Raw genomic sequence first — 11974 nt, forward strand, 5'->3', positions numbered from 1 at the left:
CAGAAGTGAGACTGGAAGATATTAGAAATCAAAGCCAGTGGGGCTTACCATCTCTACGTCTCCCATTGATAACCAGGCGCAATGCCGCATCTTCATTTCTCATTCATCTCAGCAGCGCAAGCACCGCGACAAGGCTCGGGGCTACGAAGAGAAGGCTGTCGAAACGGTCCATCATCCCGCCATGCCCCGGTAGAATATTTCCGGAGTCTTTGATATCACAGGCGCGCTTTACATAGGACTCGAAGAGATCCCCCATGGGCGCCATGATCGCCGCCATGACGGAAAGGATGCATCCTTCCAAAAGATCAAAACCCGCACAGAAGGAAACAAGGACACCGAGAATGACGCAGCCGACTGCGCCACCGACAAGACCTTCGACCGTTTTATTCGGGCTGATATGCGGCGCCATCTTATGACGACCGCAGGCCTTTCCCGTCAGGTAAGCGAAAGAATCACTCGCCCAGGTACAAATGAGTGCGAGAAGAATGAGGAAAATCCCTGGCTCCATGGAAACTGCCACCGGCGAGAGCAGCTCATGACTGCCGCGAAGGACCGCCAGACTGCCAAAGCCCACGCCAAAATAGACGGCACCGAAAGCAGAATAAATAAGCCCGGTCATATTTTCCTTCTTAATGCCCAGAATCAGGTAGAGAAGCAGTACAAAGGCAAGAAAAATCGCAGCCAGAAAGGCTTTCAGCGAATAAAAACCGGATGCCAGTACCATGACGGCAGTAGCAATGGCTGTGGCTTTCAGATAGATGTGAACACCGAAATGTTTCAGCATCTTATCATATTCAAGAAGGGCCAGCAAGGAGACGAGGAAAATGGCTCCCGTCAGAAACCAACCTCCCAGATATACCAGCCCAAGGACAGCGATGATACCAATAATCGCTGTGATCACACGCACTTTCATTTTTTATCCTCCGTGAGTCCGCCGAAGCGACGGTCTCTTCCGGTAAACCAGTCGATCGCTTTCGAAAGCTCCTCCTCAGTGAACTCCGGCCACAGGACAGGCGTGAAGTACAGCTCCCCATAAGAGATCTGCCAAAGAAGGAAATTCGAAATGCGCGACTCTCCGCCCGTACGGATCATCAGATCCACATCCTGGGCATCCGATGGATAGAGATGGGCAGAAATCGTTTCTTCCGTAATGGATTCCGCATCAAGAGAGCCGCTCTTCACTTCGCGTGCGATCTGCTGCACCGCCTGCACGATCTCCATGCGTCCGCCATAGTTGATAGCCACATTCAGGATCATGCCGTTACACTTCGCTGTATCTTTTTCGCAGGCAGCGATATCCTTGCGAAGATCATCCGACAATGCTGACGGTTCGCCTACAATGTGCACCTGCACATTATCCTCCACCAGCTCACGCAGTTGACTGATCAGGTAGCTCTTGAAAAGCTTCATCAGGAAACGGACTTCGATGGGCGGACGCTTCCAGTTCTCTGTAGAGAATGCATAGAGCGTCAGCACTTTCACTCCCATATGACCCGCCGCACGTACGATGGTCTTCACGTTTGCCGCGCCGACCTGATGACCATAGGTTCTCTCTCTTCCTCTTTCTTTCGCCCAGCGGCCATTCCCATCAAGAATGATGGCCACATGCTCAGGAAATGATTTTTTATCAGACATAAATGGAATCTCCCATAATCAAAATAGGATGGAGTTTAGATAGTTTAAGGTGCCTTGAAGAGGCGGAGGTTGGGCTGCGATTTCTTCTATACAAACATGATGGGCAACCCCGACTCGCTACGCGAGTCTGCCCCTTCCAAAGAGAGGGACAAGAAGATTATTCTCGCCGCCTCACGACTTTTTCCACACTCTCACTATACTTCATTCGTGGCATGACAACAGCCTTTTCTCCGATTCGGACAAGGTAAAGCGCGTCCTCTTCGAGCTGCGCTTCCCGCCCATGAGTGAAAGAAATCGTACCACTCGGATACGATTTCTCTACACACTGTCTCAATTTTTCAGTAAACGGCTGTCCTGCAAAAAGAACATCCTCACTCATACAGACATGATCTCTTTAATTTTCTTTTCGGTGGCAGCTTCCAGCTCTTTGATTTTCTTGTCCGTCAGCTTCTGGACTTTATCTTCAGTTTCTTTGATGACATCCTTGGAAACATCGCTATTCTTTGCTTCCTTTTTCAGGAAATCATTGCCATCACGACGAATATTTCTGATAGCGACCTTGCCCTCTTCCGCTTTCTTATTGACAACCTTGACGAGTTCCTTGCGGCGGTCTTCAGTCAGCTGCGGGATGGCCATACGGATCAGGTTGCCATCATTCATCGGTACGAGGCCGAGGTCAGACTGCAGGATGGCTTTTTCGATATCTTTCAGAAGACCCTTGTCCCATGGCTGGACAACGAGCAGACGAGCTTCCGGTACAGTCACAGAAGCGACCTGAGTGATCGGAGTACGGCTGCCGTAATACTCAACAAATACGCGATCGAGCAGGCTGGCATTCGCCTGACCCGTACGGATGCTGGTGAATTCATTCTTGAGAGCAACGATGGATTTATCCATCTTGTCAGACAGTTTCTTCAGTTCTTCTTCGTACATGATTATTTCCCTTCGATTAATGTGCCCAGGGTATCTCCCTTGCAGGCCTTGACAATGTTGCCAGGAACGTCGATATTGAATACTTTGATCGGAATTTCGTTATTCATGCAGAGAGTAATGGCCGTATTGTCCATGACAGCCAGCTCTTTCTGCAGCACTTCACTATAGGTGAGATGAGTGAACATTTTTGCATCGGGATGGAACTTTGGATCTGCATCGTACACACCATCGGTCTGCTTCTTCGCCATCAGCATGATATCAGCTTCGATTTCTGCACTGCGCAGAGCTGCCGTGGTATCCGTTGTGAAATAAGGATTGCCCGTACCAGCGCCAAAAATCACGACTCTGCCCTTCTCAAGATGGCGGATCGCACGGCGGCGAATGTAAGGCTCTGCGACTTGCTGCATTTCGATGGCTGTCTGTACGCGGGTGGAGACGCCAAGTTTTTCAAGCGCATCCTGCAGAGCGACGGAATTGATGACAGTCGCGAGCATACCCATGTAGTCAGCCGACGCACGATCCATTCCGCCCTGGCTGCCCTTGAGACCTCTCCAGATATTGCCGCCACCTACAACGACAGCGATCTCGATACCGGCATCGCTGGCTTCCTTGATCTCGCCAGCCAGTCGATATACGACCTCCGGATCGATACCAAATCCTTTGTCGCTGGCCATCGCTTCACCAGACAATTTCAGCATGACTCTCTTATACTTCTTGTTTTCTGTTGCCATTGTACACCCCCGTAAAAATCAGTGATACATCTATATTATTATATAGTATTTCAGAAATAGCTGCCATAAGAATTTTGAGAGATGAGCCTTGGAAACTACAGTCTTTAGACTTTAGACATCTGACTTCCTCACTTCCAGGCTTCCATCCAATCCCTGAAAAAGACCATAAAATAAGAGAACACCAAAGATGATGTTCTCTTATTCCTATTTTATAGATTACTGATTCAGCTGTTTAGCGACTTCAGCAGCCAGATCGTCCTGTTTCTTTTCGATGCCTTCGCCGAGCTGGAAACGAGCGAAGCGAACAACTTCTGCATTCTTGGATTTCAGGAGTTTCGCAATGGTCAGATCGCCATCTTTAATGAATTCCTGATCTACGAGGCAGACTTCCTTGTAGTACTTGTTGATACGGCCGAGAACCATCTTTTCGATGATCTTTTCTGGTTTGCCTTCATTTCTCGCTTCGACAGCCAGAACTTCTTTTTCGTGTTCGATTTCAGCCTGCGGTACCTGAGTACGGTCGAGGTAGGAAGGATTTGCTGCAGCGACCTGCATAGCGACATCTTTGCCGAGTTCAGCGTCTGCGCCCTTCATTTCGACGAGAACGCCGATCTTGCCGCCGCCGTGGATGTAGCTGTAGACAGCGCCTTCTGCACTTTCATAGCGAACAAAGCGACGAACAGAAATGTTTTCGCCGATCTTAGCTACAGCTTCGGTGACCTGATCTTTGACAGCCTTGCCGTCCATTTCAGAAGCAAGCAGAGCTTCTACATCAGCCGGATTTACAGCGATGATCTGCTGTGCGATACGAGCAGCCAGTGCTCTGAAGTCATCATTGCTACCTACGAAGTCGGTTTCGCAGTTGACTTCTACGATGGTGCCGACTTTGCCATCAGCGGAAATAGCGGAAACGACAGCACCTTCAGCAGCTACACGGCTTGCTTTCTTCGCAGCCTGAGACAGTCCCTTTTCACGGAGAATATCTACTGCTTTTTCCATATCGCCTTCAGCTTCTACGAGTGCTTTTTTGCAGTCCATCATGCCTGCGCCAGTCTTTGTACGCAGATCTTTGACCATGCTAGCGGTAATTGCCATCTTTATGACCTCCATCATAAAACCGTAAGGTGTTTGTAAAAATTTCTCAAAAAAAGGAAATCCCCAGCCTGCGCAAAGCGCAGGCCGAATTTCCTATACAGCCATTATTCCTGTTCAGCAGCTTCTTCAGCCGGAGCTTCTTCAGCTTCTGCTTCTTTAGCAGCTTCAGCTTCCTGCTGACCCTGACGGCCTTCGAGGACAGCGTCAGCCATCTTGGAAGCAAGCAGTCTTACAGCACGGATAGCATCATCGTTTGCCGGGATCGGGAAATCAACAACATCCGGATCGCAGTTGGTATCAACGGTAGCGATAACCGGAATGTGCAGCTTGTGAGCTTCGGCAATAGCGATTTCTTCTTTCTTGGAGTCAATGATGAAGAGTGCGCCCGGGATCTTCTTCATGTCTTTGATTCCGCCCAGGTTCTTTTCCAGTTTTTCCAGTTCGCGTTTCATCAGGATGACTTCCTTCTTCGGATACTGGTCTGTGGTGCCTTCTTCAAACATTTTTTCCAGTTCTTTCAGACGAGCGATACGGGTCTGAATGGTACGGAAATTGGTGAGCATGCCGCCCAGCCAACGTTCATTGACATAGAACTGATTGCAACGGGTAGCTTCTTCCTTCACGGAATTCTGCGCCTGTTTCTTGGTGCCGACGAAAAGGATCGGAGCGCCGGTAGCTGCGACTTCACGCAGGAAAGCGTATGCTTCTTCTACTTTCTTTACAGTCTTCTGCAGGTCGATAATGTAGATGCCGTTTCTTTCCGTGAAAATGAAACGTGCCATTTTCGGGTTCCAACGACGGGTCTGATGACCAAAGTGAACGCCTGCTTCGAGTAACTGTTTCATGGATACAACTGCCATAATAAAAACCTCCTGTTTTTAACCTCTGTCCGTTTCCTCCCCTGCAGCCACTTCGGGAATGTGTAAAATGAAATTTTTCCCGCAAGCACAGATGCAGAGTCCGCCAGACATGTGTACTCATGCGTTATTTATTCTACCAAAAGAAAAAGTGGAAAGCAAGGGGATGGGAAAATATTTTTTAGGTTTAAGGTTCAAGGTTCAAGGTTCAGGGTTGTGGTAGCGGCTTCGCCGCAAGTATTATATGAGGCGATGCCCGAAGGTCTCTTGACAGCAGATTTATCTTGTTTCGTCAGCCCCCTTGCCGGGAAGGTGTCCCGTAGAGGCGGATAGGGCACAGGCGGCGGGAAAGACAGATGAGAAAAGCGGAGAAGTGCGCGGTACATGTGGCGAAAGCGTGAGGCCCTCGCCGCGAATGACAAACAAAAAAGACGCCGTGACCATGTCACAGCGTCATTCTTTCAAGGCGAGCATTCAATAAGCCGAGTTCTGTCCCACTTGCGTGGTGATGATTATCTGTCTAGTCAGCCGATTGCTCGACTGCTCAAGCGACGCAACCCGGAAGGTCAGCGGGCAACCTCAACCCTTCCCTATTCGGTCTTGCTTCGGATGGGGTTTACCAAGCCAGCCGGTCTCCCGACTGCTGGTGCGCTCTTACCGCACCTTTCCACCCTTACCACTTGCGTGGCGGTTTCCTTTTCTATGGCACTTTCCCTAGGATCACTCCCGCCGGACGTTATCCGGCATCCTGCCCTGCGAAGCTCGGACTTTCCTCACGCCTTACGGCCCGCAATCATCTTTCCTGCTCGCGTGCTACAGTATAGCATGGAGACGGAATTTTTTCAAGAGAAAGATTAAAATCAGGTTCAGAGTCAAGGGGCGGCACGCCCCTTAGGCTAACCACGAACCTGGTTTTCTACATTTCCCCGAAAATATCCTCTGCCCTGCTGTCTTCGATGACCTCGATCTCCCAGCCATGCTCTGCGGCATACGTCCGAAGGCGCTTTGCCAAAGCAGGAACGATGACGCGCTCGGTATAGAAATGGCCGCCATCTGCGATGAGAAGACCGAGGCGGGAAGCGTCCTGCGCTTCATGGTACTTGAGGTCGCCCGTCAGGTAGAGATCTGCTCCCTTTGCTTTTGCAAGCGCAGCAAATTCACTGCCGGCACCGCCCAGAACAGCCACGCGGGAAATGGTGGTATCAGGATTTCCTGCATAACGAAGGACGGGAATGCCGAGCTTCTCCTTTATATAGGAGAGAGCTTCTTTTCCGCTCATGGGCGCAGGCAGATTTCCGATCCGCCCCATGTACTCCTTGTACCCATGGCTTTCCAGCGTATATACATCATAGTGAATATCTCCACAGATTTCCTGTACTTTCGCAAGGACAGAAGCAAGCAGCGCGGTGGGTACATTACATTCGAGCTTCGCCTTATCCGTCGCATCATCCTCATCATCCAAAAGATAGAAATGATTTACGGCATCCCCATAGATTTCTGAAAGCGTATGTCGGAGTACCTTCGCGGTGACAGGCTTCACATAAAGTGCAAGCTTCCTCTCTTTCGTTTCCTGCTCGAAGACCAGTCCTTCCATATCAGAAAGGGAGAGCGCAGCTGCCAGAGCATCATTCACGCCGCCTTTGGCTGTATCCAAATTCGTGTGAGCTGCAAAAGACAGAATATCATGCTTCACGAGCTTCTCGATCACGCGCCCCTTATACGTCCGAAGGTCAAGTTCACGGATGGCCTTGAAAAGAAAGGGATGATGGGAAATCACCATCTCAGCGCCTTCACGGACGGCAAGATCCACATTCTCTTCCGTGAGGTCGAGGGAAATCAGTACCTTCGTGACCCTGCGGCGAGGATCCCCCACCTGAAGCCCCGGGTGATCCCATGACTCTGCAAGACTTCTCGGTGCCCACGACTCCATCCATCCGATCAAATCATTTCCTGTGACTTTCATAAGAGTTCCTCCAATATACTTACTTCTTCCAGTGCCTTTTCTCTGGACAGGCGATGCCGCTCACTCTTCGAATCCTTTGCCCCTTCGATCACAAAGCGCCGTCTCCGGATGAGCCGCTCGATATGCGTCTTGAAAAGAGGATCCTTCCGATATGCCGCCGTCGCACCGATTTCCGCCTGCAGCATCGAAAGCTCCTCCATCTCGCCGGGACGAACGAGCATCAATTCATACAGCTTCCCGCCATCCAGTGAAAGCACCTCTTTTTCAATGCGGAAATGATGCCTGCCAAGAAACTGCCGGAGCTCCGCCACATGTCCCTGCGGCTGCAGCACCAGCCATGAGAGCGCCTGCGCCTTTTCCTCATTCTCCACAAGAATATCCCGCATTAAAAGGCCGCCCATCCCGCAGATGGTGACACCGTCCACCTCTCCTTTACCAAGCGGCGCAAGTCCTCCGCCCAGACGCAAAAGGATCTGGCGTGAAAATCCGGAAGAAATTACATCCTCCCTGGCGCGTGTAAGAGGGCCGTCATTCACATCGCAGGCGATCGCCCGCCTGGCGCGCCCCTCTTGCACGAGGTAAATGGGAAGGTAGCCATGGTCTGTACCAATATCGGCCATACTCTTACAGACAGGCACCAGATCGGCTGCCGCCTGTAGACGATTCGTCAGTTTCATAGATGGATCCTTTCAGCAATGACTTTCCATGCAGGACTATCCTACAGCCATTCCTTTTCTCTATCAAAAAAACGTATCCAAATCACTGAAATCAGCACGGATACGTTCATTGTGGTGGGCCCACCAGGACTCGAACCTGGGACGGGGCGGTTATGAGCCGCCTGCTCTAACCAACTGAGCTATAGGCCCGCAATATCGACATATGTTATTTTAGCATAAGTGGGGCCATTTGTACATAAGTTTCCAACTTTTTTCTTTCCTCGATAAAATCTAGCAAATCTGGTTTTTCATCATTCGCCGTATAACCCCCTTCCGTGCAATTCCAACTCTATTTTCTGAAAGTTTTTGACGGATTTTTGACGAATTTGAAATCCCGTTACTTGGAGATGCAAGCATAAAGAGCTCCTCCCGCGATAATAATCCACAGATTGCGCTGCCTAGCCTTCACCTGTACCTTGCGGGCGGCCTCTTTCTCTAACTCGGTCAAGGATTGATTGGCTTTCTCTAATGATCTCTGCGTCGCTTCGTTCAAGCTCTTGGACGCGGTCAGCTCTTTCTTCACTGTCTCTAATTGCTGATTGGCTTCTGTCAGCTGCGTTTGCTGCTCGATCAAGAGCTGCTGCTTGGTCTCGTTGTTCTTCGCGAGCTGATTCGAGTTCGCTTCGAGTCTCGTCAGCTCGCTTTCCGATATCTGATACATCTCCTCTGCCTGCGAAGAAGTACCAGCCGCCAGCCAAAGCAAGGAGCAGAAGGCAAAGAACAATAGCCTTTTTGTAATTCTGCACATCGTCCCTCCATTTAATACCATTCGCTCATATCGTAATTGCGTCCGTCAATTTCGAATGCATCCGTGAATTGCCAGTCCTGCAGAATGCGTCCAGGGAAATAGTCATGGAAATTGCATTCATCGTTATACTGGGCGCACCAGGTGGGCACATAATCAGCTAGATCATTCAGATTCAGGCAGTCGGTCAAGGTAGACAGGCTCGCATAGATGCCCGCAGAGTATCCCGCCGCGTTGCATGTGGAAATAAAGGCACTACAGATGGCGGTCACATCTTCCCTATCCTGTCCGATAGTCCCTGGGGCTTCTACATCGATCCAAATTCCCAAGGGCGGCGCTCCGTATCCCAGCGCATTTAAAGCCTCAATCACCCTATCAGCTTCTTCCTCTGCTCGTGCTGTTGTTTGTGCATGAGTGTAGCAGTAAACGCCCCATGAAAGGCCGCGGACGCTGGCTGCCGAGATGTGCTTCCCATGAAGTTCGGAAAGCGTGCGCCCTTCGCTGATTTTTACGATAACCCCCTCTACCCCTTCATCAATCATGTGTGACCAGTTGACATGATCATTCCAGTCTGAGATATCTATGACTTTCATGACTGCCCCTTTCTTTTCACTAAAGCCGCTAAATTATGTACCGCAGAAATGCCAGCGTCATCCAAGTTTTCGATAATGCTCAAAAATTCAGACGCCGCTAAGTAAGATACGCAAAGCGGCATAACTAAACCGAAACGGTGTACCTGTTCCGTCATGGTATCCATGATAGAGCCAGCCATGACTACGATGACATAGACTATGATCTTCCCGCAAAACTGCACTTTCATCGCCTTGCTGGATATAACGCCCATGCGATGGGCCTGCGGAATTGCCTTGATGCTTTCTACAAGGCTAGGCGTATAATCATCAGTCTTGATTGTGTTATGCGCCAGTTCTATCCACTTTGTGACCAAATCTATGACAATGAGTATCACGAACAGGGACACAAGCTCAAGATGAAATTGTGCAGCAGCTAGCATCCCACTCGCTATGACTTTTACCTCCCAGTAGTTTCCAAGACGGCTGGCCGCTTTGCTGATGGCTTCTGAAAACTGATCAAATTCCATGTTTTCCCTCCAAATCCATGATTTCCCCTTCTTTCTATGCTGCTCTTAATAATCAGTGACATCTGGTGTGTGCGTATTGATTTCAGGAGACCATGAAATGGTAAATTTAAGGTTGTCACTTTCGTTTAGGTCATTCGGAAAACTCCCGATCCAGCATACCCAGTTCTCACTATTACATAAGAGTGGGTCCTGATAAAACTTTTCTGTTTGTTCCTCCGAATATTCATATGGCCAAAGTCCTTGGAGTCTATACTTTTTGCCAGGAGTCACCGCTACAAACTTAGTTATATCGGTTTTATTACCGTAGTCATCCATCCCGTACAATCTCGCCTTGACAACATGTACCGCAGTAGGGATGGTAAGTTCACCGGTGTACAAAAAATCAGCAGAGTTCGTAGGCACATTAACTTGTGCCGCTGATGCCGTAAACGATGTATTGCTTGTAAATGTTCCTGTTTCCATAAAATCACCTTTCATACACAACTAATAATCTGTAATGTTAGGAGTGTGGGCGTTTATCTCTGTACTCCAAAAAATAGTGAAGGTAACTTCCCTCGTATCTGGTGAATCCTGCGGCGATGCACCATACCAATAGCGCGAAGTATGTACATTACGCAAAAAACAATCACCATAATTCTCATTGGTGTGATGATCGAAGGGTTGCCATCCTGTTAGGGTATATTCTTTATTAGGTGTTACACCAATGTAGTTGCCCCCTAAATTAACCACCCTAACATTATTAGGGATGGTGAGGAACCCGTAGCTGCCATAATTAACATGTATTGTTTTACTCCCAGCAGGTATCTCTACGCTTGCTCCACTCGCACTAAATGTCATATTGCTATTGATCCTCCCCCCCGCATTGACATTTAATGTCCCTGCGGTATAGCCATCAGCAGGGATAACTTCTGCTTCATAGGATGTACCCTTTGGGATAGTAAAGGACGATGTGTGATCTGTACCCCCGCTCTTTTGCGGCGTGTATACGTGGATCGTCTGATTGGCACTTTGTGTAATTGTTACATTGACATAGGTCACGGCTTCTTTCCATGCAGCATAGATCACACCGTCTTTTTCTACTCTTAAATGGGTCGCATTGGCATCTGTAGTACTTCCTAGCTTTACATACCCTTTTGCTCCGTCAACCTCAAGAGCGAGGTAAGGACTGCCGCCTACTTCTTCGGCTGTTGTATAAATATTACAGGTCTCTTCCGTTCCGCCTGTTTTGAGAATGTGAAGTTTTTTTGTAAGTGTCCCCATCGTGTCCTCCTAGTCCACCCATATTTTTTTACCGTCAATATCCAACACTGTATCACGATTAACGGCTTTCAGCTTGTCTAATTCTGCATTTACCTCTGCTAGCTCCTGCTCGTTCGCCTTCAGATCTGCATACAGACGGTCGCGCTGAAGTTCGACGGTGTGCTTTTCTTCAGCAGTACATCCGCCTAACCAATGTATGATGGCGTTTTTTATTCTATCCATACTTTACCTCCGGGGATGGTTAAGGATTTGGATACCGTAACATTAACGGCCGTTACTGCCCCTGTAAAGGTGGGGGATTCTTTCGGCGCATAAGTTTTTAAAACCTCATTTTTATCGATCGCGCTTTTAGCCCCCGCTTCGATAGCGGCAGCAAGTCCTACCACCTGGGAAACTTCCGTCTCTGGATGCGATGTTTCGTATTGCTTTGTCGTCTCGTTGTAAGACTGCCACGTTTCTTTTAATGCCATTGTTATACTCCTTTCGTCCACACGTCGGCGCCCTCCGGTTTGTCCTTGGAGGAAACAATGGACCAAACTGGTTTGTTTGTCCCATCTGCTTTCTTGATAATAAACTTCGGTCTTAGTTTAATTGATTTGATTTCTTCGGCCATGTCCGCAACTTTAATCGTTGCTGTTTTCCCAGTTTTCTCGCGAATTGCGTTCCCTATGGCTTTAAGATTGGTATCTGATACTAACCCTTTCATGTTTCACCTAGAATTCTTTCTCATCGAAACTTTCGTAATCAGCAGCCGTGCCTGTCCCTGTAGCGAAAGTCCCGTCGGCTTGATAGAATGTCTTGCCTGCTTTGACGTCCGCTGCTGTGGCACTGGTATCTGAAATCTCGACGTACCTTGCTATACCTCCCGTTGTTGTAGGAATAATCACGGAAGGTACACCTGAATATGCAGCTCCGGCTATCTTCACGTTTTGTTTCATAG

General features: G+C 48.9%; 18 protein-coding genes, 1 tRNA gene and 1 other RNA gene. All 20 read right to left on the bottom strand.

Annotated elements, in window-relative coordinates; all coding sequences use genetic code 11:
- Positions 1–103: 103 nt before the first annotated feature.
- The 20 genes from ACGG9R_RS05405 to ACGG9R_RS05500 all read right to left on the bottom strand — a co-directional run bounded on the left by ACGG9R_RS05405 (position 104) and on the right by ACGG9R_RS05500 (position 11972).
- Positions 104–913 carry a phosphatidate cytidylyltransferase gene (locus tag ACGG9R_RS05405; RefSeq protein WP_390152405.1) on the bottom strand — a complete coding sequence of 270 codons (810 nt, stop codon included), beginning with the start codon at positions 911–913 and terminating at the stop codon, positions 104–106.
- A complete protein-coding gene (locus tag ACGG9R_RS05410; RefSeq protein WP_390152407.1) occupies positions 910–1635 on the bottom strand; it encodes an isoprenyl transferase in 726 nt (241 codons plus the stop codon). The genes ACGG9R_RS05405 and ACGG9R_RS05410 overlap by 4 nt, the downstream gene beginning before the upstream one ends.
- Positions 1636–1792: 157 nt before the next feature.
- On the bottom strand, positions 1793–2014 hold the full coding sequence (locus ACGG9R_RS05415) for a hypothetical protein (protein ID WP_390152410.1): 222 nt from the start codon (positions 2012–2014) through the stop codon (positions 1793–1795).
- Positions 2011–2568: a ribosome recycling factor gene (gene frr, locus ACGG9R_RS05420; RefSeq protein WP_390152413.1), complete on the bottom strand. Its 558-nt coding sequence runs from the start codon at positions 2566–2568 to the stop codon at positions 2011–2013. Before frr ends, ACGG9R_RS05415 begins: the two co-directional genes overlap by 4 nt.
- 2 nt (positions 2569–2570) lie before the next feature.
- A complete protein-coding gene (gene pyrH, locus ACGG9R_RS05425; RefSeq protein WP_390152416.1) occupies positions 2571–3299 on the bottom strand; it encodes a UMP kinase in 729 nt (242 codons plus the stop codon).
- A gap of 216 nt (positions 3300–3515) precedes the next feature.
- On the bottom strand, positions 3516–4394 hold the full coding sequence (gene tsf, locus ACGG9R_RS05430; RefSeq protein WP_022106072.1) for a translation elongation factor Ts: 879 nt from the start codon (positions 4392–4394) through the stop codon (positions 3516–3518).
- 104 nt (positions 4395–4498) lie between these two features.
- The gene (gene rpsB, locus ACGG9R_RS05435; RefSeq protein WP_022106071.1) at positions 4499–5254 is read right to left on the bottom strand and encodes a 30S ribosomal protein S2; all 756 of its coding nucleotides are present in this window, start codon (positions 5252–5254) and stop codon (positions 4499–4501) included.
- A 460-nt stretch (positions 5255–5714) separates the two neighbouring features.
- Positions 5715–6060: RNase P RNA component class A (rnpB, locus tag ACGG9R_RS05440), an RNA gene on the bottom strand.
- 107 nt (positions 6061–6167) lie between these two features.
- On the bottom strand, positions 6168–7214 hold the full coding sequence (locus ACGG9R_RS05445; protein WP_390152419.1) for a Nif3-like dinuclear metal center hexameric protein: 1047 nt from the start codon (positions 7212–7214) through the stop codon (positions 6168–6170).
- Complete coding sequence (locus ACGG9R_RS05450) at positions 7211–7891, bottom strand: tRNA (adenine(22)-N(1))-methyltransferase (protein WP_390152422.1); 681 nt, start codon at positions 7889–7891, stop codon at positions 7211–7213. The genes ACGG9R_RS05445 and ACGG9R_RS05450 overlap by 4 nt, the downstream gene beginning before the upstream one ends.
- A gap of 112 nt (positions 7892–8003) precedes the next feature.
- Positions 8004–8080: transfer RNA gene (locus ACGG9R_RS05455), tRNA-Ile, on the bottom strand.
- Positions 8081–8267: 187 nt separating this feature from the next.
- Positions 8268–8678, bottom strand: coding sequence for a hypothetical protein (locus tag ACGG9R_RS05460; protein ID WP_390152425.1), 411 nt, complete (start codon positions 8676–8678; stop codon positions 8268–8270).
- 11 nt (positions 8679–8689) lie between these two features.
- Positions 8690–9268: a GH25 family lysozyme gene (locus ACGG9R_RS05465; RefSeq protein WP_390152427.1), complete on the bottom strand. Its 579-nt coding sequence runs from the start codon at positions 9266–9268 to the stop codon at positions 8690–8692.
- Positions 9265–9774, bottom strand: a complete 510-nt coding sequence (locus ACGG9R_RS05470) for a phage holin family protein (protein ID WP_390152430.1) — start codon at positions 9772–9774, stop codon at positions 9265–9267. The genes ACGG9R_RS05465 and ACGG9R_RS05470 overlap by 4 nt, the downstream gene beginning before the upstream one ends.
- Positions 9775–9819: 45 nt before the next feature.
- Positions 9820–10236: a hypothetical protein gene (locus ACGG9R_RS05475; protein ID WP_390152433.1), complete on the bottom strand. Its 417-nt coding sequence runs from the start codon at positions 10234–10236 to the stop codon at positions 9820–9822.
- 21 nt (positions 10237–10257) lie between these two features.
- Positions 10258–11034: a hypothetical protein gene (locus ACGG9R_RS05480; RefSeq protein WP_390152435.1), complete on the bottom strand. Its 777-nt coding sequence runs from the start codon at positions 11032–11034 to the stop codon at positions 10258–10260.
- 9 nt (positions 11035–11043) lie between these two features.
- Positions 11044–11256, bottom strand: coding sequence for a hypothetical protein (locus tag ACGG9R_RS05485; RefSeq protein WP_390152437.1), 213 nt, complete (start codon positions 11254–11256; stop codon positions 11044–11046).
- Positions 11244–11504 (bottom strand): hypothetical protein, encoded by a 261-nt coding sequence (locus ACGG9R_RS05490; protein ID WP_390152440.1) that lies wholly within the window; start codon positions 11502–11504, stop codon positions 11244–11246. The genes ACGG9R_RS05485 and ACGG9R_RS05490 overlap by 13 nt, the downstream gene beginning before the upstream one ends.
- Before the next feature lie 2 nt (positions 11505–11506).
- Complete coding sequence (locus ACGG9R_RS05495) at positions 11507–11740, bottom strand: hypothetical protein (RefSeq protein WP_390152442.1); 234 nt, start codon at positions 11738–11740, stop codon at positions 11507–11509.
- A 7-nt stretch (positions 11741–11747) separates the two neighbouring features.
- Complete coding sequence (locus tag ACGG9R_RS05500) at positions 11748–11972, bottom strand: hypothetical protein (protein ID WP_390152445.1); 225 nt, start codon at positions 11970–11972, stop codon at positions 11748–11750.
- Positions 11973–11974: the final 2 nt, after the last annotated feature.

The organism is Dialister sp. i34-0019-2H8 (assembly GCF_042846925.1).
Taxonomy (GTDB): Bacteria; Bacillota; Negativicutes; order Veillonellales; family Dialisteraceae; genus Dialister.

What these genes read in the sequence shown, in the direction of transcription:
- ACGG9R_RS05490 (WP_390152440.1), bottom strand. Translation starts at nt 11,504, where the DNA reads ATGGCATTAAAAGAAACGTGGCAGTCTTACAACGAGACGACAAAGCAA.
- ACGG9R_RS05465 (WP_390152427.1), bottom strand. Translation starts at nt 9,268, where the DNA reads ATGAAAGTCATAGATATCTCAGACTGGAATGATCATGTCAACTGGTCA.
- ACGG9R_RS05485 (WP_390152437.1), bottom strand. Translation starts at nt 11,256, where the DNA reads ATGGATAGAATAAAAAACGCCATCATACATTGGTTAGGCGGATGTACT.
- ACGG9R_RS05410 (WP_390152407.1), bottom strand. Translation starts at nt 1,635, where the DNA reads ATGTCTGATAAAAAATCATTTCCTGAGCATGTGGCCATCATTCTTGAT.
- frr (WP_390152413.1), bottom strand. Translation starts at nt 2,568, where the DNA reads ATGTACGAAGAAGAACTGAAGAAACTGTCTGACAAGATGGATAAATCC.
- ACGG9R_RS05460 (WP_390152425.1), bottom strand. Translation starts at nt 8,678, where the DNA reads ATGTGCAGAATTACAAAAAGGCTATTGTTCTTTGCCTTCTGCTCCTTG.
- pyrH (WP_390152416.1), bottom strand. Translation starts at nt 3,299, where the DNA reads ATGGCAACAGAAAACAAGAAGTATAAGAGAGTCATGCTGAAATTGTCT.
- ACGG9R_RS05445 (WP_390152419.1), bottom strand. Translation starts at nt 7,214, where the DNA reads ATGAAAGTCACAGGAAATGATTTGATCGGATGGATGGAGTCGTGGGCA.
- ACGG9R_RS05405 (WP_390152405.1), bottom strand. Translation starts at nt 913, where the DNA reads ATGAAAGTGCGTGTGATCACAGCGATTATTGGTATCATCGCTGTCCTT.
- ACGG9R_RS05475 (WP_390152433.1), bottom strand. Translation starts at nt 10,236, where the DNA reads ATGGAAACAGGAACATTTACAAGCAATACATCGTTTACGGCATCAGCG.
- ACGG9R_RS05415 (WP_390152410.1), bottom strand. Translation starts at nt 2,014, where the DNA reads ATGAGTGAGGATGTTCTTTTTGCAGGACAGCCGTTTACTGAAAAATTG.
- ACGG9R_RS05495 (WP_390152442.1), bottom strand. Translation starts at nt 11,740, where the DNA reads ATGAAAGGGTTAGTATCAGATACCAATCTTAAAGCCATAGGGAACGCA.
- ACGG9R_RS05450 (WP_390152422.1), bottom strand. Translation starts at nt 7,891, where the DNA reads ATGAAACTGACGAATCGTCTACAGGCGGCAGCCGATCTGGTGCCTGTC.
- ACGG9R_RS05480 (WP_390152435.1), bottom strand. Translation starts at nt 11,034, where the DNA reads ATGGGGACACTTACAAAAAAACTTCACATTCTCAAAACAGGCGGAACG.
- rpsB (WP_022106071.1), bottom strand. Translation starts at nt 5,254, where the DNA reads ATGGCAGTTGTATCCATGAAACAGTTACTCGAAGCAGGCGTTCACTTT.
- ACGG9R_RS05470 (WP_390152430.1), bottom strand. Translation starts at nt 9,774, where the DNA reads ATGGAATTTGATCAGTTTTCAGAAGCCATCAGCAAAGCGGCCAGCCGT.
- ACGG9R_RS05500 (WP_390152445.1), bottom strand. Translation starts at nt 11,972, where the DNA reads ATGAAACAAAACGTGAAGATAGCCGGAGCTGCATATTCAGGTGTACCT.
- tsf (WP_022106072.1), bottom strand. Translation starts at nt 4,394, where the DNA reads ATGGCAATTACCGCTAGCATGGTCAAAGATCTGCGTACAAAGACTGGC.